This window comes from Photobacterium satsumensis, from assembly GCF_050336935.1.
Taxonomy (GTDB): domain Bacteria; phylum Pseudomonadota; class Gammaproteobacteria; order Enterobacterales; family Vibrionaceae; genus Photobacterium; species Photobacterium satsumensis.
The window spans coordinates 1,674,774-1,698,569 of record NZ_JAKJSK010000006.1 but is presented as its reverse complement, the minus strand read 5'-3'; the positions used below and the strand labels follow the sequence as shown (position 1 = coordinate 1,698,569).

At 47.7% G+C, this 23,796-nt stretch carries 12 protein-coding genes; 7 read left to right on the top strand and 5 right to left on the bottom strand.

The window, feature by feature from the left end; translation table 11 throughout:
* Nucleotides 1-262 precede the first annotated feature (262 nt).
* Nucleotides 263-2,566 (top strand): GH92 family glycosyl hydrolase, encoded by a 2,304-nt coding sequence (locus L4D79_RS07785; RefSeq protein WP_428649596.1) that lies wholly within the window; start codon nt 263-265, stop codon nt 2,564-2,566.
* 69 nt (nt 2,567-2,635) lie between these two features.
* Here the strand turns inward: L4D79_RS07785 and L4D79_RS07780 are convergent, their stop codons facing one another.
* The 3 genes from L4D79_RS07780 to nhaC all read right to left on the bottom strand — a co-directional run bounded on the left by L4D79_RS07780 (nt 2,636) and on the right by nhaC (nt 6,258).
* The gene (locus tag L4D79_RS07780; protein ID WP_428649593.1) at nt 2,636-3,538 is read right to left on the bottom strand and encodes an ROK family protein; all 903 of its coding nucleotides are present in this window, start codon (nt 3,536-3,538) and stop codon (nt 2,636-2,638) included.
* Between the two features lie 27 nt (nt 3,539-3,565).
* Nucleotides 3,566-4,735, bottom strand: a complete 1,170-nt coding sequence (locus tag L4D79_RS07775; RefSeq protein WP_428649591.1) for a MalY/PatB family protein — start codon at nt 4,733-4,735, stop codon at nt 3,566-3,568.
* An 80-nt stretch (nt 4,736-4,815) separates the two neighbouring features.
* Complete coding sequence (gene nhaC, locus L4D79_RS07770; protein ID WP_428649588.1) at nt 4,816-6,258, bottom strand: Na+/H+ antiporter NhaC; 1,443 nt, start codon at nt 6,256-6,258, stop codon at nt 4,816-4,818.
* 177 nt (nt 6,259-6,435) lie between these two features.
* Between nhaC and L4D79_RS07765 the strand changes: the two genes are divergently transcribed.
* The 4 genes from L4D79_RS07765 to L4D79_RS07750 all read left to right on the top strand — a co-directional run bounded on the left by L4D79_RS07765 (nt 6,436) and on the right by L4D79_RS07750 (nt 14,967).
* On the top strand, nt 6,436-7,431 hold the full coding sequence (locus L4D79_RS07765; protein ID WP_428649586.1) for a LacI family DNA-binding transcriptional regulator: 996 nt from the start codon (nt 6,436-6,438) through the stop codon (nt 7,429-7,431).
* A 304-nt stretch (nt 7,432-7,735) separates the two neighbouring features.
* The gene (locus L4D79_RS07760; protein WP_428649584.1) at nt 7,736-10,039 is read left to right on the top strand and encodes a GH92 family glycosyl hydrolase; all 2,304 of its coding nucleotides are present in this window, start codon (nt 7,736-7,738) and stop codon (nt 10,037-10,039) included.
* 185 nt (nt 10,040-10,224) lie between these two features.
* Nucleotides 10,225-12,624 (top strand): GH92 family glycosyl hydrolase, encoded by a 2,400-nt coding sequence (locus tag L4D79_RS07755; protein WP_428649581.1) that lies wholly within the window; start codon nt 10,225-10,227, stop codon nt 12,622-12,624.
* Between the two features lie 51 nt (nt 12,625-12,675).
* On the top strand, nt 12,676-14,967 hold the full coding sequence (locus tag L4D79_RS07750; protein WP_428649579.1) for a GH92 family glycosyl hydrolase: 2,292 nt from the start codon (nt 12,676-12,678) through the stop codon (nt 14,965-14,967).
* 36 nt (nt 14,968-15,003) lie between these two features.
* On the opposite strand, the gene L4D79_RS07745 is transcribed toward L4D79_RS07750, so the two are convergent.
* Nucleotides 15,004-15,882: a helix-turn-helix domain-containing protein gene (locus L4D79_RS07745; RefSeq protein ID WP_428649577.1), complete on the bottom strand. Its 879-nt coding sequence runs from the start codon at nt 15,880-15,882 to the stop codon at nt 15,004-15,006.
* Between the two features lie 295 nt (nt 15,883-16,177).
* Here L4D79_RS07745 and L4D79_RS07740 point away from each other — a divergent pair, with 295 nt between their 5' ends.
* Both L4D79_RS07740 and L4D79_RS07735 read left to right on the top strand, forming a co-directional pair.
* Nucleotides 16,178-18,181 (top strand): fructose-specific PTS transporter subunit EIIC, encoded by a 2,004-nt coding sequence (locus L4D79_RS07740; RefSeq protein ID WP_428649574.1) that lies wholly within the window; start codon nt 16,178-16,180, stop codon nt 18,179-18,181.
* A 24-nt stretch (nt 18,182-18,205) separates the two neighbouring features.
* On the top strand, nt 18,206-20,899 hold the full coding sequence (locus L4D79_RS07735) for a glycoside hydrolase family 38 N-terminal domain-containing protein (RefSeq protein WP_428649572.1): 2,694 nt from the start codon (nt 18,206-18,208) through the stop codon (nt 20,897-20,899).
* 296 nt (nt 20,900-21,195) lie between these two features.
* Here L4D79_RS07735 and L4D79_RS07730 read toward each other — a convergent pair whose 3' ends face one another.
* The gene (locus L4D79_RS07730) at nt 21,196-23,673 is read right to left on the bottom strand and encodes a beta-mannosidase (RefSeq protein ID WP_428649570.1); all 2,478 of its coding nucleotides are present in this window, start codon (nt 23,671-23,673) and stop codon (nt 21,196-21,198) included.
* Nucleotides 23,674-23,796: the final 123 nt, after the last annotated feature.

The window sequence follows — 23,796 nt, the reverse complement described above, 5'->3', positions numbered from 1 at the left end:
GACATTTGTGCCCTTTATAGGATATTTGTGCCTAATGGCTGATGATGTGATTTTTATTCCAATGCATGATGAATGGTAAAGATTACTACGAATTGAGATCACCAACACAATTGTGTACTTAAGGTAACAAAGTCCAGTAAATGAATTAAAAATCGTATTAAGTTAAAAATGAGCCGTCGATAGAATTTCTAATGATAATTCAAGCCCAACGCAAGTTTATTAACTTAGATAATGTTGGGCATCTAATCTATTAGGAGTTTCTATGTTTACACGAGCACTCTTGGCACTGTCAGTTGCCAGTGTTATCGGTTTAACCGGGTGTAACTCTGATGGTGACAACAACAGTAAAGTTGATGAGCGCCCAGATAATTACAAAGTGTTAGATTACGTTAATCCTTTTGTTGGCACCGGGCCTGATGGGCACACTTTTCCCGGGGCAGCTTTTCCATCAGGTATGGTGCAGTTGAGTCCAGATACAACAATGGAAGGCTGGGGATCGGCGGCGGGTTATTTTGATGATGGTACGGTAGAAGATATTCCTGTTTATGGTTTTAGCCATACTCATTTAAGTGGAACTGGAATCACGGATCTTGGTGATATTCTTATCTTGCCCTATACCAATGATGAAAATAGCCGTTACAACACCTTTGATAAAAGCAATGAAACGGCGAAGCCGGGCTATTACTCTGTCACGTTAAATCGTGATGCTATCGAGGCTGAACTGACTGTTTCCCCCCGTGTTGGCTACCATAAATATAAATTTAAATATGGTGAAACACCGTTTATAAAATTGGACTTAGCGCATACTTTGAATAAAAGCTGGGGCAATAAGTCGTTATTGAATGAGTTTGAAATTATTGATGCCTACACGGTAAGAGGTCATCGTAAGAGTGATTCTTGGTCGAAGAATCAAAGTGTGTATTTCTATGCGAAATTCTCATCGCCTATTATTTCTAATAAAGTCGTTGCTGATGGGAGTGAGTTTGACGATGTGCAGAACAGCGTCAATATCGAAGCCGAAGAAGTCGTGTCATATTTCGAATTCGAACCTAGCAATAAGCCGTTAGAAATCAAATTGGCGATTTCACCAACGAGCATGGACGGTGCGAAGCTTAACCTTGAATCTGAAGTGCCAAATTGGGGATTTGATGAGGTACATGCAGCGGCTGAAAAAGCGTGGGCGGATGAGCTGAATACGGTTGAGGTGTCAGGGGGAACGGAAACCGAAAAAACCAACTTTTATACCGCGATGTATCACACTCAAATTGCCCCGATGATCTTCCAAGACGTTGACGGTCAATATCGCGCTATGGATTCGGCTAAAACCATCAAACAGGCCGACGATACGCCTAACTATACCGTTTATTCTATGTGGGACACGTTCCGAGCATTCCATCCGTTACAAACCATCATTCATCCCGATAAAGCTGAGCAGTACGTCAACGACTTGATCCGTAAGCAGAAAGATGGCGGTTTGCTACCTAAGTGGGAGCTGCATGGTCATTACACTGGCACCATGATTGGTTATCCATCGGTCTCAATCATTGCCGATGCGCTGACAAAAGGCTTTGATATCGACATCAACGATGCCCTGCACGCAGTGAAGGAAACCACGACATACGACTTATCTCGTTTTCCCGACTGGGATCAGAATACATTGGCCTATGTGCAGGACTTGCAGATGAAGGCCAATATCGAAAATGGCTTTGTCCCGTATGGCTACTGGAACTCAGCTTCATACGGTATCGAATATTCCTATTATGATTGGGCGGTATCAGAGATTGCGCGCTTGGCCGGTGACAGTGCCACCCAGCAGACGTATCTTGATCGTTCTGAGCATTACTTGAAATATTGGGACGCTGAGACTCGCTTCTTCCGCGCCCTTAACTCTGATGGTTCATTTAACTTGCCGGAAGGGGAAGAGGAGTTTGACCCCTACCACGTTGATGAGTTTGCCTTTACCGAAGGCAATGCTTGGCAGTGGAAATGGCAAACATTCCATGACTTCAATAAGCTAGAAGAATTATTAGGCGGTAAGGATGGCTTCAAACGTGATTTAGATGCCCTGTTTAAAGCCGATGAATCAACCAGTGGTGAAGATCTACCGGACATGACAGGGTTTATCGGACAGTACTTGCATGGCAATGAGCCGTCACACCATATTGTCTATCTGTGGAACCGTACCGATGAGCCGTGGCAAACCCAAGAGTACTTAGATAGGGTGATGCGAGAGTTCTACAAGCCAACCCCAGACGGCCTCATTGGCAATGAAGACGTTGGTCAAATGTCGGCATGGTATGTACTGAGTGCGATGGGCTTCTATCAGGTGACACCAGGGATCCCTGAATACACGATTGGCCGTCCATTGTTTGACAAGGTCGAGGTCAATCTACCCAACGGAACGTTCACCGTGGTGGCCGAGAATAATAGTCCCGCCAATAAGTACGTACAGAGTGTGACCATTAACGGCAATGCCTTGGCCGAAGGGTGGGTGTTTAATCACAGTGATATTGTCGCTGGCGGCGAGCTGCGCTTTGTGATGACCGATAAAAAGCCGTCAAATTAAGTGTATGTCTCTGGCTATACGTGCTTGTAAAAAATAGGAAGGCCCTCTTATTGAAGAGGGCCTTTTTAATTATGCTTGGCTTAGCGGTAACCAAGCTGCCCCACGTACACCGCTACTATCGCCGTATTTAGCTGGTAACAATGCCGTTTCACTATCTGGGCTGAAAACATACTGCTTCATCTGTTTGGCTACATCGTCATACAAAGTGGCTATGTTTGACATTCCGCCTCCAATAACAATGGCATCCGGGTCAAGGATATTAATAATAGACGCAAAGCTTCTCGCCACTTGGTCTACCAGCTGGTAATAGGCTAGGCGGGCTTTTTGGTCGCCACTTTCTAGCGAAGTAACAATATCGGGTGCTGATTTGGCTTCACCAAAGCGCTGAAGGTACTGCATTTCAAAACCAGTACCGGAAATATAGCGCTCAATACAATTGGTACGGCCGCAGTAACAAGGCTGTCCAATGCCATCTTTGTCTGGATGATAATCAGGTAACACATTATGTCCCCACTCCCCGCAGATGGCATTGGCCCCCACAATCACTTGCTGGTTTATGACCAACCCACCACCACAACCCGTACCGAGAATTACGCCAAAGACCACTTTTTTTCCTGCCGCTGCACCATCGATCGCTTCAGATAAGGCGAAACAATTGGCGTCGTTGGCAATGAAGATGTCTCTTTCAAGGAGGTGTTCTAAGTCTCCTTTAAGATCCACCCCATTCAAAAAAGTACAATTGGCATTTTTGATCAATCCTGTTTTTGGGCAAATCGCTCCAGGTAATCCGATACCAATGCTTGCTCGTGTTGTTAGCTTAGCCTCGTTGGTTTTTATTAGTGTCGTGACAGCGTCTAAAAATTCAGCGTAGTTCTTAGGCGTTGCAACCCGCTGCTTTAATAACTCCTGGCTGTTTTCGTTGTAGGCACGTAGCTCAATCTTGGTGCCGCCAATATCTAAACCAAATCGCATAATACTCTACCTAAAGTTTGATGGTGATTATTTCAACACAGTACGTAAGCGGTTGATTTTCTCTTCAAGAGTAGACATTGGGCAGCCAAGGTTGAGGCGAATGAAGCCTTGCCCTTGCGGGCCAAAGCTGTAGCCCATGGTTGGGATAACGCCGGCATTGTGAAGCTGCTTTTCTAATTCTTCATCAGGAATTGCCATCTCTCGGCAATCTAGCCATGCCAGATACGTTGACTCTTGTACCCGGTAAGTCACTTGGTGTAGCTCGTTGGTAACAAACGAATTCAATAACTGGTTGTTTGCTTCGAGATATTGGATGGTGTTATCGAGCCATTCTTTACCATGACGATAGGCTGCTTGGTTAGCAATAATGCTAAACGCACTGTAAACATCGATACCATAAGCCAATAGCTTGGATTTCAGTGCCTCTGATTCTTTTTCGTTAGGGATCATGGTGTTGGTTAGGCGCATGGACGGTAGGCCAAACGATTTAGTGCCAGCAATACATACCGCTAACTTGTCAAAATACTCAGGGTTAACGCGTAAGCAGCTGTAAAATGCATTACCGCTAAAGACGACGTCTGCCCATATCTCATCTGAAATCAAATAGACGCCGTATTGGTGGCATAATTGGCATACGCGGGTGACTTCTTGTTCTGTCCAGACTCGGCCTCCTGGATTATGTGGGTTACAGAACATCATGATTTTTACACCGCTTTTCAGCTGCGCTTCTAGATCATCAAAATCAATCGTATAGTAGCCGCTGTCATTGATTAGTGGTGACTCTGCGACTGTACGGCCGGTATGTTCGATGGTGCGATAAAATGCGTGGTAAACAGGGCTTAGCAGTAAGATTTTATCGCCAGGGTTACTCCAGCGCTCTACAAGCATTGCAATTGCCGGCATGCTGCCGGGCGTGGTGTGAAACCACTCTTTTTTCAATGTTACTTGGTGGCGCTCTGCCCACCAGTCAATGACGGAGTTGAAGTATTCATCTCCGCGTTCTGAGTAGCCAAATACACCATGCTCCAGCCGCTCCTGCATGGGTTTGGTAATAAAGTCTGGTGCTTTGAAATCCCAATCAGAGACCCAACTCGGTAGCGCTTCTCCTTCAGGCACGCCTAGCCACTTCTCCATGTAGTCCCATTTCAAGCAGTCCGTACCATAGCGGTTAATAACGGTATCAAGTTCGTGCGCCATATTATCCTCATGTAAAGCGGGAAGCCTCAATCATTACAAGGCTTCCAGTTGTTATTTGTTTATCTTCGTGAGTGTTGTTCTTACGCCGTTGCTGTCTCGCCTTGACGCACTTCCTTTACGGCTTTAGCAATCCCGATGCCGGTTACACCCCAGATCATGGCAAAGAAAATTGCAGAGTAGTTCTGAATTGCCCAAGGTAGGTAATCCAGCGTAGAGACGCCTAACGTGGCAGCCATAAACACACCAGCATTTGTCCACGGAACAAGTGGTTCGATGACAGTACCGGCATCTTCGATGGTGCGAGACAGGTTCTTCGCATCAAGTTGCATCTTCTTGTATGTATCGCGGAATAGCTCCGAAGGAATCAGCAGGGCTAATTTGCCGTCAGAAGTGGTACAAACAACGGTAATGGTGGTAACGATGGTTGCGCCGATTAGGCTTGCTGTGCCTTTTATCCCTTTTGATAGGGTGTTGACCAAGACGTTTAGCCCGCCTGTTAGCGATAGGGTCCCGGCAAATGAGAAGGCACAGAACACAAGTAGTACGACACCCATCATCGATGTCATCCCACCACGGTTAACTAAGGTGAGCACATCATCAATAACTGTAATATCCGCTAATCCAGCGTCGGCAAACATGCTGGCATTAAAACCACTTAGCATTGAAGTGAGCGCTGTTACCAAACTAAAGCCTTGGAAAATAACGGCATTGATGACTGCGATAGCAATAGCTGCGAGCATTAGAGGAATTGTTGGTAGCTTACGGATAGCCCCCCATAAGATCAGCGCTGGTGGTAGTAGCAGTAAGATATTTAAAGAAAACAGCTCTTCAATATTGGCGAGAATGGCAACCACTTTTGCCGGGGTGTCAGCAGAGACATCACTGCTTCCAGCGAAAAAGAATACAGCTGCAGAGAGTAGGAACGCTGGAATAGTTGTCCATAGCATGTGTTGGATGTGGGAGTATAAATCGGTTCCAGCAACGACAGGAGCAAAGTTAGTAGTATCAGATAGCGGTGAAATCTTATCACCAAAATAGGCACCAGATACGACGGCACCAGCCACTGCGGCTAGGTTGGCGTCCATCCCCGATGCAACACCCATCAGGGCAACACCCACAGTACCCGCAGAACCCCAAGATGTACCGGTACACAGTGAAACGATGCAGGTAACAAGGAAAGCGGTGAGGATCAGATATTCAGGACTGATGATTTTTAGGCCGTAATAGACCAACATCGGTATGGTACCGCCGACCATCCAGCTACCTATTAAACCACCCACCAAGACCATGATGAATACGGCAGGTAAGGTTTTTGCCAGACGCTCGATAATGGCATTTTGGATATCATCCCATGAGTAGCCCATTTTCCAAGCAACGGTTGCTGCGACAACCGCAGATGAAAGCAATAAGCTTTCAATCGGTAGGCCATAAACGCCATAACCGAATACGAGGAAGCAGACCATCGCAATCATTGGCAGCAAGGCTAGCCCAGTAGAAGGTGTCGATTTTATTTTATTATTCATGTAATTTACATCCGAATTAATGTAGGGAAACAGATATATTTCAAATTACAAACCTATCTCAGGTCACAAATTGAGGATAATGCGACAAAACCTTAAGATCCGTGATGGAATTCACCAATGTAAAAGAATAAAATTCAATGTAATTTACATGGTAAAAAATTGAGAGTTCACCCACAAATGCCGACAATTAATGATGTTGCTAAAGCTGCAGGTGTATCGACTGCTACCGTTTCACGCGTTATCAATCAATCGGGCAGTGTTCTTCCGGACACCGTTGCTAAAGTTGAAACGGTAATGAAAGAGCTTGGTTACAAAGTGAAAGGAAACCGACGCCTGAACATCAATCAGGGTGATGACACCATTGGTTTGATTGTCAGCCGCTTCAACTCACCTTTTTATGGTTTATTGACCCAAGGAGTGGAAAAAGTCGCACGCCAGCACGGACGTAAGTTAATTGTGGCCAGTGGTGAATACGATGCGGATTGTGAGGGTGATGCTATCCAGTTCATGTTGAACAAGGGATGCCGCAACATCGTCATACACAGTAAGGTGATGAGTGATGACATGTTGGTACACTATGCGAAGCAGATCCCCGGTCTGATCATTGTTAACCGTCATGTACCGGCAGTTGAGCAGCAATGTGTCTGGCTCGATAACAGCGAAGGTACATACTTAGCGACACGTCATCTCATTGAGTTAGGCCACCGGCGAATAGCCTACTTATCGTGTGAAATGGAAGTCGATGACAAGTTTTCTCGCCTAGATGGCTACTGCCGTGCATTGGCTGAAGCAGGTATTGAGTTTAATCCTGATTGGATTGAAGAAGCGCCGTTTGGTGAGCCGGGTGGAGAGCAGGCGGCCTCAAATTTGTTGAATAAAGGTTTACCTGTTACGGCATTGGTAGCTTTTAACGATTTCTATGCTGCCGCTGCAATGCAACTGTTCCAAGAGCATGGCGTCGCGATACCTGAGCGTCTCTCAATTGTTGGATTCGATGATGTTCTCCCTACATGTTATTTCAGCCCCAAATTAACAACGATTCGGAGTCCAATTGAAAGTATGGCAATGAATGCTGCTAGGCTGTCACTTGAAGGTACAGAAAGTCCACTGTCTCGATTTTTTCATCCACTGCTGATTAAACGTGAATCGGCTCAAAAGCCGTCAGAAATGTAAACACGCTCTAATTATACGCTCGATACATCAGATACTTGTCGGGCGTCTATCTATCCCCAGTCGTTCTCGTTGAACTAAGCACTTTGAAGTGACTTGGGGATAAAGCAATGAGAGATTACTCACAGCCTTTTGGGATGGTTACAAATTTATAGTTAATGCGTAATTTATCCTATATCTCACCAATAGCCGTTAATTAATAATAAATGCCAGATAATCCAATATCGAATTTATATAAAACTTAAAACTATAACAGGCTGATTTATTGTTTGAGCGAACAATGAGTTTGACTGAATAAGGTGGCATTATGTTCCAAAAGAAATATATACCATTGGCAATTGCTTTAGCGCTAGGTTTGAGCGGGTGTAACTCTGATAGTGGTAATAGTACCGACGACAAAGATAATGAGATTGTCGTTGATATGGAGATACTGAATTACGTTGACCCATTTATCGGTACCGCGGGCTCTGGTCATACTTTTCCGGGGGCGACGGTGCCTCAAGGTATGGTGCAGTTAAGCCCAGATACCACGCTGGATGGCTGGCACTCTGCTAGTGGTTATCATGATGCCAGTGATTATGAAAAGGGCGAGATCATTGATAAGGATATTCCGGTCTATGGCTTTAGCCATACCCACCTAAGTGGAACCGGTGTGACGGACTTGGGCGATATTCTAATATTGCCATACACCGATGAGAATAATGCCGAAGAAAACACCTTCGATAAAGACTCTGAAGCCGCCTCTGCCGGTTATTATAAAGTGACGTTAAATGAGTCGAATATTCAGGCTGAATTAACCGCTTCAACCCGGGTGGGCTACCATAAATATACTTTCCCGAAAGGCAGTGATCGAAAAATTAAATTAGACATTGGCCATACGCTTCAAGCGAATGGCGGTGAAAGTGTCTTAAATAAAATTGAAGTGGTCGATGATTACACTATCCGCGGCCGTCGTGTCAGTGGCTCATGGGTAAAAGATCACAATATCTTCTTTTATGCGAAATTCTCGGCGCCGATTGCCAATGCCGTTATGCTAAACCAAGACGGTGCCGAGCGCTCGTTACCGCATGGTGCGGTCCGCACGGATACTGAAATTGCGGCTTACCTTGATTTTGGGTCAGAAAGTAATGAGCCGATTGAAGTGAGAGTGGGCATTTCTCCGGTTGACTGGAAAGGCGCTGAGTTGAACTTGGAAGAGGAAGTCCCCGATTTCGATTTTGCCAAGGTCAAAGAAGAGGCTGAATATGCCTGGGCGAAAGAGCTTTCTGTTATTGGGCTAAAAGGCGGCAGCGAGGTTGAGAAAACCAACTTCTATACCGGATTCTACCATAGCCAAATCGCGCCTATCGTGTTTGAAGATGTTGATGGCCGATACCGAGATTTACTGGGTTATATCCGCGAAGAAGATGGCCTGACCAACTACTCAATCTACTCGATGTGGGATACCTTCCGGGCTGTACACCCGCTGCAAACTATTATCTATCCACAGCGTGCCGAAGATTTTGCTAATGATTTGATCCGCAAGCAGAAGAACGCCGGGATCCTGCCTAAATGGGAAGCCCATTCAAGCTATACTGGCACCATGATTGGTTACCCCGCGACCGCTATTATTGCCGATGCCATCGTCAAAGGGATGGACGTTGATCCAAATGATGCGTTATTAGCCTCAACGGAAAGCTCGACATATCATCCGGAAGACTTCCCGCAAATTCCCGATGAAATTTTGGCTTCGGTGATGCCTGGTCAGTACAGCTACTACGAGAAGTACCAGTTTATCCATGTGCCAAACTGGAACTCGGTCTCCTATGCACTTGAGATGTCTTACTATGACTGGACCATAGCCCAGATAGCGAAGGCTGCAGGTGATACCCAGAACTACGACAAGTATATGGATCGCAGTACATGGTCGCAAAACCATTGGGATCCGGTCGAGAAGTTCTTTGTCCCGGTGGACGATACCGGCACCAAGCTGGCAGAGTTTGACCCTTATAAAGTTGACCACTACTGGTTTACGGAAGGTAACGCTTGGCAGTGGCAATGGACATTGATGCAGGATTTAGATCGCCTCACTGAACTCATGGGCGGTACTGATGGCTTGAATAAGAAACTAGACGAGCTGTTTAACGCCGAGCCGAATGAAGGCGACTTGCAAGATATGACGGGCTACATTGGCCAGTATGTCCATGGCAATGAACCCTCTCACCATGTCATTTATTTGTACAACCGCACCAATCAGCCTTGGAAAGCGCAGGAATATTTGGATCAGGTATACAAAGACTTTTACCACAATGGCCCTGACGGCTTGATTGGTAATGAAGATGTGGGTCAGATGTCGGCTTGGTACATCATGAGCACAATGGGCTTCTATCAAATCACCCCAGGGGATCCTACCTACACCATTGGCCGCCCTGTTTTTGATGAAGTAACGGTGCATCTGCCAGAAGGTGACTTCAAAGTGATAACCGAAAATAACGGCCCAGATAACCTTTACGTGCAAGAGGTAACCATTAACGGTAAGCCGCTGGATAAGTACAATACTTTCGCTCACAGCGAAATCTATCCTGGTGGTGAGCTGCGTTTCGTCATGACCGACCAGAAACCCGTTAACTAAACCACAGACGATTTACACTACAGCAAACAGGCAAGGGAGTGCTCTCTTGCCTACTTCCACATCCTTGCAACTTCGCGGCTTAGCGGGTTGCCAACAAATTATAACTTCAGGTATTGCCAGATCTCGGTGTTTCGATTTAGCGGTAAGGGATCGCTGTATCTGAAGAAAATGTTCATGGAGGTAACATGTTTCAACGTACGCTGATTGCGACTGCTATTATTCTATCGCTTGGGCTGGTGGGATGTAATTCCAGCAGCAGTGACAGTAAAACACAGCCTGATGACTCACTGACTTTACTGCAATATGTTGACCCGTTTATTGGTACTGATGGGTTGGGGAATGTGATCCCCGGGGCTGTCGTACCGGAAGGCATGATCCAGCCAAGCCCTGATGGTGCCAAAGACGACAATACGCCAACGGATTATCACTACTCCAACAATAGGATCTCTGGCTTTAGTACCACCCATATTTCAGGGGCGGGGAAAGGGGATCTGAATGATTTCGCCTTCATGCCGTATACCGGATTTAACGCCGGGGTAGCGACTATCGATAAAGCCACCGAAGTATCGACGCCGGGGTATTACTCGGCCGATTTGATCGAAAACCACATTCAAACCGAACTCACCGCAACCAAGCGGGTGGCTTTCCACCGCTATCAATTTCCCTCCGATAAAGATCGCAAGGTCAAGGTTGATTTAGGCCATGAACTGCTAGGGGAGTGGGGTAACCATAGCCGCGAAATCAGCTTCAAAATTGTCGGTGACAATGCGATTGCAGGTATGCGGGTAAGTAACGAGTGGGCACAGTATCAGACGGTGTATTTCTATGCAGAATTCTCGGAGCCTTTCGAGTCATATCTGGTGCTGAACGAAGGAGTACAGACCGAAGCGACAGAAATTACCGGTAGCCGTGATGTGATCACCCACCTTAATTTTGGTCAGGGTAGTGACGTGCTTCAGGTGAAGATAGCGATTTCACCCCTGAGTATGGATAGCGCCAAAGCCAACATTGCAGCGGAGACTACCGGCTTCGAATTTGATGAGGTGCGAGATAAAGCGGCGGTCGCTTGGCATGAGGTGCTGGAAAAATTCCAGTTGAAAGGCGGGACAGAAGCGGAGAAAACCATTTTCTACACTGCGCTGTACCATACCTACTTTGCTCCCTTCGTGTATCAGGATAGCGACGGTCAATACCGTGGCATGGATGGAAAAGCTTACCAGGCCGAAGCAGGCTTCACCAACTATTCAGTCTATTCGATGTGGGATACATTCCGGGCGGCCCATCCGCTTAAAACCATTATCGATAAAGAGCGTTCCGTCGAGTATGTTCACGATCTGCTGAATAAATTCAAAACCGGCGGGGTATTGCCGAAGTGGGAGCTGCATTCTGACTATACCGGTGAGATGGTCGGCTACCCAGCGGTTTCGGTGATTGCCGATACCATGGTGAAATACCCAGAAGCCTTTACTCAGCAAGATTATGAGCTGGCAATGGCTGCGGCTGAAGTCAGTGCTAACTTCGATATGAGTATAACGGGTGACTGGATCCCGTATCAGGATGCATGGAACGGGGATAAACGCTGGATTGTCATGACCCGCCATGGTGAATATCAGGAAGAGCTTGGCTATGTGCCAGCCGATATCAAAAACAACCCATCTGATATCTACGACACCATAGTGACTGAGTCGGTGTCTTACGGGCTTGAGAACGCCTATTACGACTGGTGTATTGCTCAAATCGCCCGCCTTGCGGGGGACAAGCAGCAAGAAACCCGCTACCTCGACCGTGCCAAAGCCTACAAGAACTACTTCGATTATAACCCGAGTGAATATGGCCAATATGGCGCAACAGGGTTTATGCGACCGAAGAACCTCGATGGTTCTTGGGTTAACAATATGTCGTCATGCGAAGGCGATGACTGTGAAGGTGCGCCGCTGGATTATTTCTGGCCATACAAAGCCGAACACCGTGGGCAGGACTTTACCGAAGGTAACACATGGCAGTGGACCTGGTTTGCTCCGCATGACATTGATGGGTTGAAAGAGGTCATGGGCGGAGAGCAGGCTTTCCTGGCTAACCTCAATGCATTGTTCAATGCCGATTCAGATGCCGACACCAGCCAGGGAGATATGACCGGTTATATCGGCCAGTATGTCCATGGCAATGAACCCGATCACCATGTGATTTACCTCTATAACTACACCTCAGAGCCATGGAAGGTACAGGAATATATCGATGAGGTGATGGATACCTTCTACCTACCCACCCCTGAAGGCCTGATAGGCAACGAAGATGTCGGCCAGATGTCGGCGTGGTACATCATGAGCGCGATGGGCTTCTATCAAGTCTCCCCTGCCGAACCGGTCTATACCATCGGCCGTCCGTTATTCGATGAAATGACAGTGGCTGTTGACGGTGGCCTGTTTACGATTACCGCTGAGAATAACAGCCCCGACAATATCTACGTTGAGTCGGTCACCATCAACGGCAAGAAACTCGATAGCAACAACACCTTTAACCACAACGAAATATACGCCGGTGGCGAGCTGCACTTCGTCATGACCAACCAGAAGCCGGACGCATGAGCCAATACTCACGGTATGCAATTTTAATGATATTAATTGATTGGAGGATATATGTTTAAACGCTCATTACTTGCCTTGGCGATTGGGGTTTCAATTGGCTTGGTGGGGTGCAACTCAGATAACAATACTGATGATGGAAAAGAACTCCCGAAAGCTGACTTGGTGAAGTATGTTGATCCCATGATAGGCACCGGTGGCTTGGCCAATACCTATCCCGGTGCGACAGTACCACACGGCATGGTGCAGCTTAGCCCGAATAATGGGACCGGTGGTTGGGACTACATTAGCGGCTACCATTATCATGATGATCGGCTGGTGGGCTTTAGTCATACCCAGTTGTCCGGTACGGGGGCGGGCGATCTCAACGATATTTTGTTGATGCCATTTAACAGCCGCTCGGATGAAATGCGGGGCAGCAGTGAAGCATCGCACTTTAGCCATGATAACGAAACGGCAGAGGCCGGTTTCTATAAAGTGATGCTGGATGATTATGGGATTGAAGCCGAACTGACGACCACCAACCGGGTTGGCTTTCATCGCTATACCTTTCCTAAAGATGCTGACTCCAAGGTTGTCGTGAACTTGGGGTATGCCCTGAATTGGGACTCACCGACAGATACCGTGATCAAGGTGGTTGATGAGACAACGCTCGAAGGCTATCGCTATTCGACAGGGTGGGCGGCCGATCAGCGCGAGCACTTCGTGATTAAATTCTCGAAACCCATGATCGGCTTTGAGCTTAAAGATGATGAAACAGGCCTGGTTGTTGGTGGGAACGAAGTACAAAGCACCAAAACCCGGGGATACTTCAGCTTTGATACCAGCGCCGACGAAACGGAAGTATTGGTGAAAGTGGCCCTGTCCTCGGTGGATGTTGCCGGGGCATATAAAAACCTCGATGCAGAGCTTAAAGACTGGGATTTTGATGGCACCCGCCAAGCCGCACGTGATTCATGGCAGCGTGAACTGGAAAAGATCGAGGTCAACGGTGATGATGAAACCAAAAAGCGGATCTTCTACACCGCGATATACCACTCTTACCTTGGCCCAACGCTGCACTCCGATGTTGACGGGCGCTACAAAGGTGCCGATCACCAAATCCAGCGTGCTTATGGTTTTGATCGCTACGATACCTTTTCTCTGTGGGATACCTACCGAGCAACCCACCCATTCCAGACGTTGGTTGAGCCTGACAGGGTAAGTGATATGGTCAATTCCATGCTGGCTCACTATGAGGAAACCGGTTTGTTACCGGTGTGGTCAATGAAAGGCAACGAGACCAACATGATGCTGGGCTACCATGCTGTGCCTGTGATTGCCGATGCATGGCTAAAAGGGATCGAAGGCTTTGATCCTAAGCTGGCGCTGGAAGCTATGAAGGCATCCGCCGCATCAGATCGCTCTGAAATCGTTGCCTATCGTGAAAAGGGCTACGTGCCATATAGCGAAGAAGAAGGCGGTGATGGCTGGGCGGCGTCACGCGCGCTGGAATATTCTTATGATGACTGGGCTATCGCGCAAATGGCGCAGTCACTGGGCAAAGAATCAGATTTCCAGCACTTTATCAGGCAGGCTAAAAACTGGAAGAACCAGTACGATACCAGCCGTGATTGGTTTGTCCCGAGGTTGGAGAACGGCGACTTCATTTCTGATTTTGATCCTGAGCGTTATGAAGCCGGTTTTGCAGAGAGTAATGCCTGGCAGTATTTCTGGCATGTTCAGCATGATATTGCAGGACTTGTCGACCAGATGGGCCAAGAAGCCTTTATCCAGCGATTGGATGACCTGTTTGAGACAACACCCGACCCAGAGCAGGAGCTGCCGATCTTCAGCACGGGGATGGTGGGGCAATATGTGCAAGGTAATGAACCTGATCATCATGCACCATACCTGTTCAACTATGTGGGCCAGCCTTGGAAAACCCAAAAGTGGCTCAAGGAAGTGGTGGATGTGTGCTACACCGATAAGCCAGAAGGGATCTGCGGTAATGATGATTACGGGCAGATGTCGAGCTGGTATGTGTTTACCGCAATGGGGTTCTACCCAGTCAACCCTGCCGATCAGCGTTATGTGATAGGTAGCCCGCTTTTCCCAGAAGTGTCACTTAATTTACCTAACGGAAAGACCTTTACGGTGAAAGCCGAGCAGGTATCGGATCAGAATATCTACATTCAATCCGCCACGCTAAACGGCAGCAGTTTGGATCGTTCATGGATCAGCCATGGCGAAATTACCCAAGGGGGTGAATTGGTATTCGAGATGGGCAATGAACCCAATTATAGTTGGGCTTCGACCCCTGACGCCTTCCCGCCGTCTTGGACAGCTGAAGGACCGTTTAACTAAATCGTTAATATTATCAGTGGATAAGACAGGCTCAGCTTAGGCTGAGCCTGTTGCTAACCCAGCTCGAAACTGTGAAGGAGTCATGCCCAGCTTTTGCTTGAACAGGCGGCAAAAATAGTTGCTGTCGGTAAAGCCGCATTGCTCAGATACCTGCTTTATCCGGCATTGGTCCTTGGCAAGCAGTGTTTGGGCCTTGTCGAGCCGGCGGTGGCAAAGGTAGTCCTTGAAGCTGGTTTTACCCTGTTGCTGGAAGATATGGGAAAGGTAATTGACGGAAATGTAGAACTGCTCGGCAATCATCTCGCGATTCAACTGCTGGTCAAAATGTTGGTCGATATAACCGGTAATTTTCTGAAACAGCTCTTCTTGCCTTGATGGCAGGCTATCAGGCACCTTGCTCATTACCATGATATGGCTAAGGAGAGAGCGAATGACCAAGCTGATTGTGTGGTGATCGGCACTGTCATATCCCAACTCTTCAAGGGCTTGCAGCAAGCCGTTACCGATTTTTAACTGATGCCGGATCGTTGGGCGTTTGGCTACCTCTGTAAAGCCCTCGCCATTCCATTTCTGCAGGCTGAACCCCACTTTATGCGGGCTGATCATCAGGCTGAGGATGGTGACCTCCTCCTGCCACATGGGCTGGCTCCAGGCTTTTGCGGGAAAGTACACCACATCGCCAGCTTCAAGGTTTTGTTGTATATGGTGGCTGCTGTCAACGGAGTAGTGGGTCACAATAGTGCCTGAAAGTACAATATCGATGCGTGGAATATCTATTTGCCAAGCAAGCGCTGGGGCTGAAAGGTTTTCCGCGGCCACATAGACTTTCCTGATAGCCAAGGTGTTATCGACCAACTTGGTGAGCTGATGAATGATTGGGTCTTTACTATCAGGGTGCTGTTCTGCCTGGCTCATGAGACTTATCCGCTATTCGGTTCTGCTGTGATGGGAAATGAAAGTGCTACCGGGAGCGAGTGAAAATATTTTCATCAGTCACTAAACCTAGCGACGTTATTTTTCTGGCTCTGAGTGCACCGCCTTATTAATAAACTACCTGTTTACCTACTGGCTATCTGTCTAACAGCTCTAATTTTAGTGAAAATATTTTCAGTTTTTGTTGTTTTGTGTGGTTGATCTCAAAAGTAATCTGAAAAAATTAACACAATAGGCAGCAGTTGGACGGACTAAAAATTGACAGGAGTGCCACTTAATGAGTCACACCATAGTTGCAATTACTGCTTGTGCTGCAGGTATTGCACATACCTATATGGCAGCAAGAGCGCTTGAAGCCTTAGAGCAAGAACATGGTCTTAAGGTGAAAGTCGAAACACAGGGCTCGATTGGCGCTGAGAATATATTATCTGAGCAAGATATTGCCGCAGCGGATGTGGTTATTATTGCTTCAGACATCGAGATTGAACTTGCCCGCTTTGCCGGCAAGCGGATTTACAAAACCCGTCCGAAGGTGGCGATTAAAGATGCTAAAGCCTTGGTGGATGTCGCGTTAAAGGAAGCGGTAGTTTTCGGTGCCAAAGGGACTGAAGTCGGTAACATAACCTTGGGTAAAACCAATGAAAATGGTTTTATCCAGCATATCATGAGCGGGATATCGTACATGGTACCTATGGTTATCTCCGCGGGTCTATTATTGGCAATTGCCAATATTTTTGCTTTCCAAAAAGATGATCTTGGCCGTATGGTCGCTTGGGGATTTGATCAGTCAGATCCGTTGGGTGACTTGATGTACCACCTGTTCTTGGTGGGTAAGGTTGGCTTTACCCTGATGATCCCGCTCTTTGCTGGGTTTGTTGCTAACTCCATTGCTTCTCGCCCTGCGATTGCCCCGGCGATGATCGGCGCTTATATCGCCAATGATGCCGGTTTCCTGGGGACAGAAACAGGTGGTGGTTTCCTTTCGGCCATCCTTGTGGCATTCATCGTTGGTTACTTCGTGCGTTACTTGAAAATGATCCGCTGGCCTAAGCTGCTTCAGCCATTGGTGCCGATCATGATCTTGCCGCTGATTGCCACATTCTTTATCACAATTGTAGTTAAGTACATGATTGGTGGCCCGATCGCCTCTGGCATGGGCGCGATGTACGATTGGCTGACATGGTTAACCACCAATTATTCGGCCTCGACCTTTATTATCGGTGCCATTATCGGTGCAATGATAGGCTTTGACTTTGGTGGCCCGGTCAATAAAACCGCGTTGATTTTTGGTACGGCGGTGTTTACCGATACCGTGGCTAAATACGGCATTGAAGGGGCAAACTTTGTACCGGGTACGGCTGCGCAAGCGGCGATTTCGGTCGCGCCATTGGGGATCTTCGTCGCTTCCCAGTTATTTAAGAACAAGTTTAGCCCGACGGAAAAAATAGCGGCTAACTCAGCCTTTGGTATGGGGATTGTCGGGGTCACTGAAGGGGCCATTCCGTTTGCCGCAGCGCACCCTGTCCAGATGATCACCGCCAGTGTTGCAGGCTCTGCCTTGGCGGGTGGCTTAGTCGGATTCTTCGATGTTAAATTCTACGGGGGAATTGGCTCGCCGTTAGGTACCTTTGTTGGCTATATTGAACAGCCAATCCCGTTTGTTACTTGGATCCTCTGTACATTTGCGGGTATCACTCTGACCGCTCTGATCATTGGCCTGTGGCGCAAACCGATAGGTGTTGAAACCCCTTCCCCAGCCTCAAAACCAGATACGCAACCCGTATCGGCTGACAGCCTAACCACTCAAGCGGCTAACCGCTTAGCTAGCGCAGAAACAAAACCTGTTTTTCACCCTCAGCATGTCCTGTTTGATAGTGAATCAACCACCAAAGAGCAGGCGTTTGCATTTATCGCCAAGCAAGCAATGGCACTGGGATACGTTTCGGATGCTAAAGCCTATGAATCTGGTCTGAATGCCCGCGAACAGTCATCAAGTACTGGGTTCACCGGGGGAATCGCGATACCGCATTGTAAGAATACCGCGGCAACCCATGCTGGACTTTTCGTCGTTCGCTTCAGCCATCCCATTGAATGGGAAACCATGGATGAACAACCGGTTAAAACCGCAGTGGCACTGAGTATTCCTGCCAGTGGTAATGAAGAGAGTGTCCATATGCTGACGAAGTTATCACGCAAGATGATGCATCAGCCATTCCGCGATACGTTAAGTCAGGCTGACAGCCTTGAGGTCGAAGAGGCGATTGCCACTGCGATTGCTTGATAGCGCATGAAGAGAGAAGTAAAAATGCAAAAAACATTTCATGTGATCCCACATACGCATTGGGATTTCGAGTGGTATTTTTCGACACATGAGTCACTGATCCAACTGGTTTACCATATGGAAGAAGTGATGTCGGGGCTGGAGTCTGGAGAAAATGACACTTACCTGCTTGATGGCCAGCTCAGTATTATCGAGGACTACCTTGAGCAGTGCCCTGAGCAGAAAGTGCGCTTAACACGCTTGGTTCAGCAGGGAAAACTGCTCATTGGCCCTTGGTATACCCAGACCGATCAGTTGATTATTTCAGGCGAATCCATCGTTCGAAATTTAATGACGGGGATCCGTCTTGGCGAGCAGTTCGGCTCGGTGATGAACATTGGTTATGTACCTGATGCGTTTGGGCAGAGTATTGATATGCCCAAAATCTATCAGGGGGTTGGGATCGACAAAACGGTGTTTTGGCGTGGGCTATCGACCGATATATGCACCAGTCGCGAGTTCAACTGGCAATCTGAAGACGGTAGCGAAGTTCTTGGGTACAACATCAAGAACGGTTATTTCGTTGGCTCATATCTAATCGATAACGATGATCCAACCCCTCTTTGCCATCAAGCGGAGGACGGTGTCCTAGGACACCATATTGCGATTCCGCTCGGGGGGGATCAGCGCTATGTCGACCGGAATATCAAAGCGCGGTTAGCGGTGAATAACCAAAACTGTGCTGACTATACCTTGGTCGAGAGTAGTTACGACCGCTTGTTTAAGGCCATAGCTGATGAGAAATTGTCTCTGCCGACGCTTAGCGGTGAGTTCATTGATGGCCAAGTCTCGAAGATCCACCGTTCTATCTATTCGTCACGTTATGATCATAAATACCTCAATGACCGGGTTGAACGCCGCCTGTGCTATCAACTGGAGCCATTAATGGTTATGGCCCAGTCATGGGGCATCGAGGCGAAACCGGCAATGGTGGCCAATATATGGAAAACCATTTTGCGCAACCATGCCCACGACAGTGCGGGTGGGTGTAATACTGATAAAACCAACAAAATCATCTTGGCCCGCTATGAGCAGGCGGATCAGATGTCAGGCTCGGCGGTGGATTACTTGGTACGAAAACTGGCGGAGTCACAACCTACCGCTGAGCAGGGAGGTATCGATGGGCGTTTAACCCTGTTCAATACCTTGCCGTACGCGCGTGAGTCGTTGATCAAAACGACGGTATCGACCGTGAAGCCACACTTTACCCTGTGTGATCTCCAGGGAAATGTCATCGCATATGATGTGCTCAATACCGAGCATGCTTACCGCGGCTCGATCCAGCGCGACAGCAAGGTAAATGATCCCAGCCAGTATTACTACCAGACTGAAATCGCGTTTGCCTATCTTTTACCTGCTTCTGGCTTTGCGAGTGTACAAGTTGTCGAAACTGAACAGTCTTCGTCACTCAATACTCAAACCCGTCTAATTAGTCATACCGGTGTATCTGAAGCGCACATAGAGAATGAGCACTATCGGCTTGAATACAGGCAAGGCCAGTTCCATTTGTTTGATAAGCAACAGCAGCAATGGTGGAACAACTGCCTATCGCTGTTGGATATGGGGGATGATGGTGATACCTATGATTACTCTCCACCCGAGCAGGATTGGCTGGTAACACTGGATTGGCAGGAAGCGACCTTTACCGTTAACAAGGGGCAATGTGGTCAGTCCCTTGTGGTTGAAGGGATATGGCACTTGCCGAAAAACTTGGCAGAACGTGTGAACAAAAAGTGCTCAGGGCAATTGGGCTACCGTATCGCATTGCAGTTGGACACGGCGACTGATGGCGGTTCGCCAGGGTTTAATCGTTCGCCAATTGTGATTGATGCAGAGTTTGATAATCAAGTTGAAGATCACCGTTTGCAACTGGTAGTGACAACGCCATTTGAGACTCAGACATCGTGGGCAGATACCCCGTTTGGTATTGTCGAGCGCGTCAATCAGCACAAGCACCTTGGTGATTGGCGCCAAGCTGGCTGGAAGGAAGAGCCGAGCCCGATTTATCCGATGCTTCATTACGCGAACTTGCATGATGCAACAACCAGCATGACACTGATGGCGAAAGGGGTGAAGGAGTATGAGGTTCGGGCGGACAACCAACTGGCATTAACCATGTTCCGTTCGGTGGGCTGGCTAGGGAAGCCTGACTTACAACGCCGCCCGGGAATTGCCTCTGGGCAGCAATTCAAATATATCCCAACACCCGATAGTCAGTTACAAGGGAGGCTGAAGGTTGAGTGTGCGATGCTGGTTGAACCGTACTTTGAGCCCGCTGGGCTCCAACAGGCTTGGCAACACTATGCTGTTGAGCCTTTGGTGTATCAGAATCAGTCCCTTAACCAGTTCACTAACACCCTTAAATACTTTGTGATGCACCCGCTGGATAATACGGTCGCTGACTATCAACAAGGTATTGATTTGCATTCCGATAGTTTGGTGTGTAGTGCGATTAAACCGTCAGAAGACAATACCGGTGTGTTGGTAAGGCTTTATAATCCAAGCTCTGAGTGTATTAAGGCATCAGGCATGCTTACGTTACCCATCGCGTTCTCGAATGTCGTTGAAGTTGATTTGATGGAAAGAGAAATATCCATTGAATGTGAAATTAACGGTATGGTTGAGCTCGGCGAATTTAAGCCTAAACAAATACGGAGCTTCATTATTCGTTATAAGTAAAAATGGTTTGGATACTATCTGCACATAAATAGAGTTTCACGTTGTTAACCACCTTTTGCCGGCATTCAATGCCGGCTTTTTTGTTTTACACCGCTCAACCCATATTTTTTTGTGATGACGAATTCAGTTCAGAAATTGAATGTTGAGTTCTTGTGTTTATTATTGTTTCACCTTTATCAGTGCGCTATTTTTAAATTTTATATGAAGTCATTGTGTATGAATAAAATCTAGAGAAAGGTAATAAAAAACCCCAGCTATTAAGCTGGGGTTTTTATTAGCAAAGGTCAGGGTAAAATTTAATAAGTATTGCGTAAATGATATATGCGTAGCTTTTCTGCTAGCTCATAAGCGGACACGGTACCTTGGTAACGAACTTGTTTAGGGGCGCCGGTAATCGCTGAAGGGAGCAAAGTAAAGCTGGAATCACCAAAGCGGCCTGGGCCATCGAATTCGAGGTGAACAAATAAAGCGGGGGTGTGGCTGTCTAGCTCGACGTAAATCCCCTTGCTATCCGTTTTTACCTGCCACCTGACAGCCGTTGGCTGGAGGTTGGCATGCTTAAACAAGGCTGGGTAATAGCTATTTTCGACAAGGGTATCACCGCAGTGTAGCTGTACATGGAAGAACGAATCTTTACTTTCAAGTGGTTTTTCTTCAGCCGCATTTGTTTTACTGCTTGGATATTGCCAGACGCAGCTCGCTTCATCTGCTTCAAGCGTTGTGCTGATAGGCCACTGGGCTAATACCTCACCATTCCATTGTATCTGGCGAACATGTCCTTCTAACGTACAGCTGTGATGCTGGTCATTGACCAGATGAAGTCCTAGATCATCAGCGTCTTTGATAAAGGTGGCGAGCTGTGGGGCAAAGAAGCGCTTAGCGTGGTAGTGAAGTTGCTTCCAGCGGCCCGTGTATTCAATGCTTGACCATGAACTTACCGGCCAGCAGTCATTAAGCTGCCAGTACAGGATGCCGCGGCAATGTGCCTTGTGGGCTCGCCAATATTCACTGGCTGTTTTAATGGCCAGTGCCTGTTGGACTTGGCTAAGGTAGAGCATGTTGTCAAAACTGTTCGGGAAGCGGAAGTAGCGGGTGAACATCTCAGTAATAATACTGTTACCGCGGCCATTCTTCTGATGCTGCTCGAAAGTGGGGGAAGTCACATTCCAGTCACTTTCGTCGGCGTAGGTTTTGACAGTGGGTAATGATGGCCAGGACTGGAAGCCAAACTCCGAGCAGAATCGTGGTTTTACGCTGTGGTAGGCATCGAAAGACTTGCCCGAGTGCCAAACATCCCAAAAATGCATGTCGCCGCAATTGTCGTCGTGCCAAGCATCACCAAAGTCGAGTTCGCCGTTACACGGGGAGCTTGCCCAGAAGCGTCGCGTTGGATCTTCGGCAGTGACCACATTGGCCAGAACCCGGTTTAAGCGGTCGTAGTTGACGACATATTTCTCACGGTTGGCTTTCGACTCGGGATACCAGCCAATAGCCCCGATAACTTCATTGTCGCCGCACCATAAGGCGAGTGATGGGTGGTCGGCAAGACGGTGTACCTGATCGCGTACCTCGGCCTCGACATCATTTAAAAACTCAGGGGTTGACGGGTAAAGGGCACAGGCGAACATCAGATCTTGCCAAACCAGCAGGCCCAATTCGTCGCACAGATCATAAAAGATATCGTGCTCGTACATGCCGCCGCCCCATACACGGATCATGTTCATATTCGCCGCCGTTGCATCTTCCAGTAGCTGCCGGTAACGCTGTGGGGTCTGGGCTGAGGGCAAAGCATCCAGCGGGATCCAGTTCGCCCCTTTTGCCATGATGGCTTTACCGTTGACCTTGAAGGTCATGGCACTGCCTATGCTGTCTTTCGTTGTATCAAGTTCGAGTTCTCGCAACCCGATTCTTTTGCTGATGGCATGGTTGTTGAGCTGAACCCTGAGCGGGTATAGCGTTTGCTCGCCGTAGCCCGCCGGCCACCAACGCTGCGGCTTAGTAAGGGTGATCGTATAACAAGCCTGCTGTGGACCCAATATATCGGCTGGCAGTTGAATCAGGTGCTCTTGCTGATCGAAGTTGATAACGAGCTGCTGCGGCTTATCCGACAACGACGTTATATCGTAATCAACCGAAATGTTGAGGTCACAGCTGCCATCCTGGTGCCAGTGTTGGTTGGTGCGTACCTGGATTAAGCGGGTTTGATGGACCGGTAGCAAAATAATCGATTTGTAGATGCCACTCGCTAATAGGCAGATCCCCCAATCCCACCCAGCGTGGCACTGGGTTTTGCGCAGGGTATTCATATGCGGAACTTTGTTGTTACCAACCGCCCATGGTACCGGGAAGGGCAGTTTCTCAGCGCGCTTGCTGGCTTCTAAATCATTACGGTTTAACTTGATTTCGATATGGTTTTCACCGTCAACAAGATACGGCAAAACGTCCACTCGATAGCGGCGGAACATATTGCTGCATTGCAGGACGGGGTGATCATTGATGGATATGTCTGCCATGGTATCGACAAACTCTAAACAGAGGTCGACAGCCTGAGCGTCTAACGTTGAGCTATCAAGGTAAAGCGTGCGGCGAAGTACCCAGTCACTCTCTCCTACCCATTGCACGTCATTTTCATTGCAACCAAGGTAGGGAGGAGGAAGTTGCTGTGCCGTGATCAGTGCTGAATGTATATCCCCCGGCAATGCACAGGCGATATTGATATGAGGGTGCTGTGGTGATGAGAGTTGCCATTCACCGTCGAGTAATAATGTTGACACCATGAACTCCTGACATGATTTTGAGTAAATATAGCTATCATTATATTTATCATGAAAAAGACTGGGGAGAGGATATATATATTAAATACTAGACATATGTAGCATAACTATATTTTTGTGAAT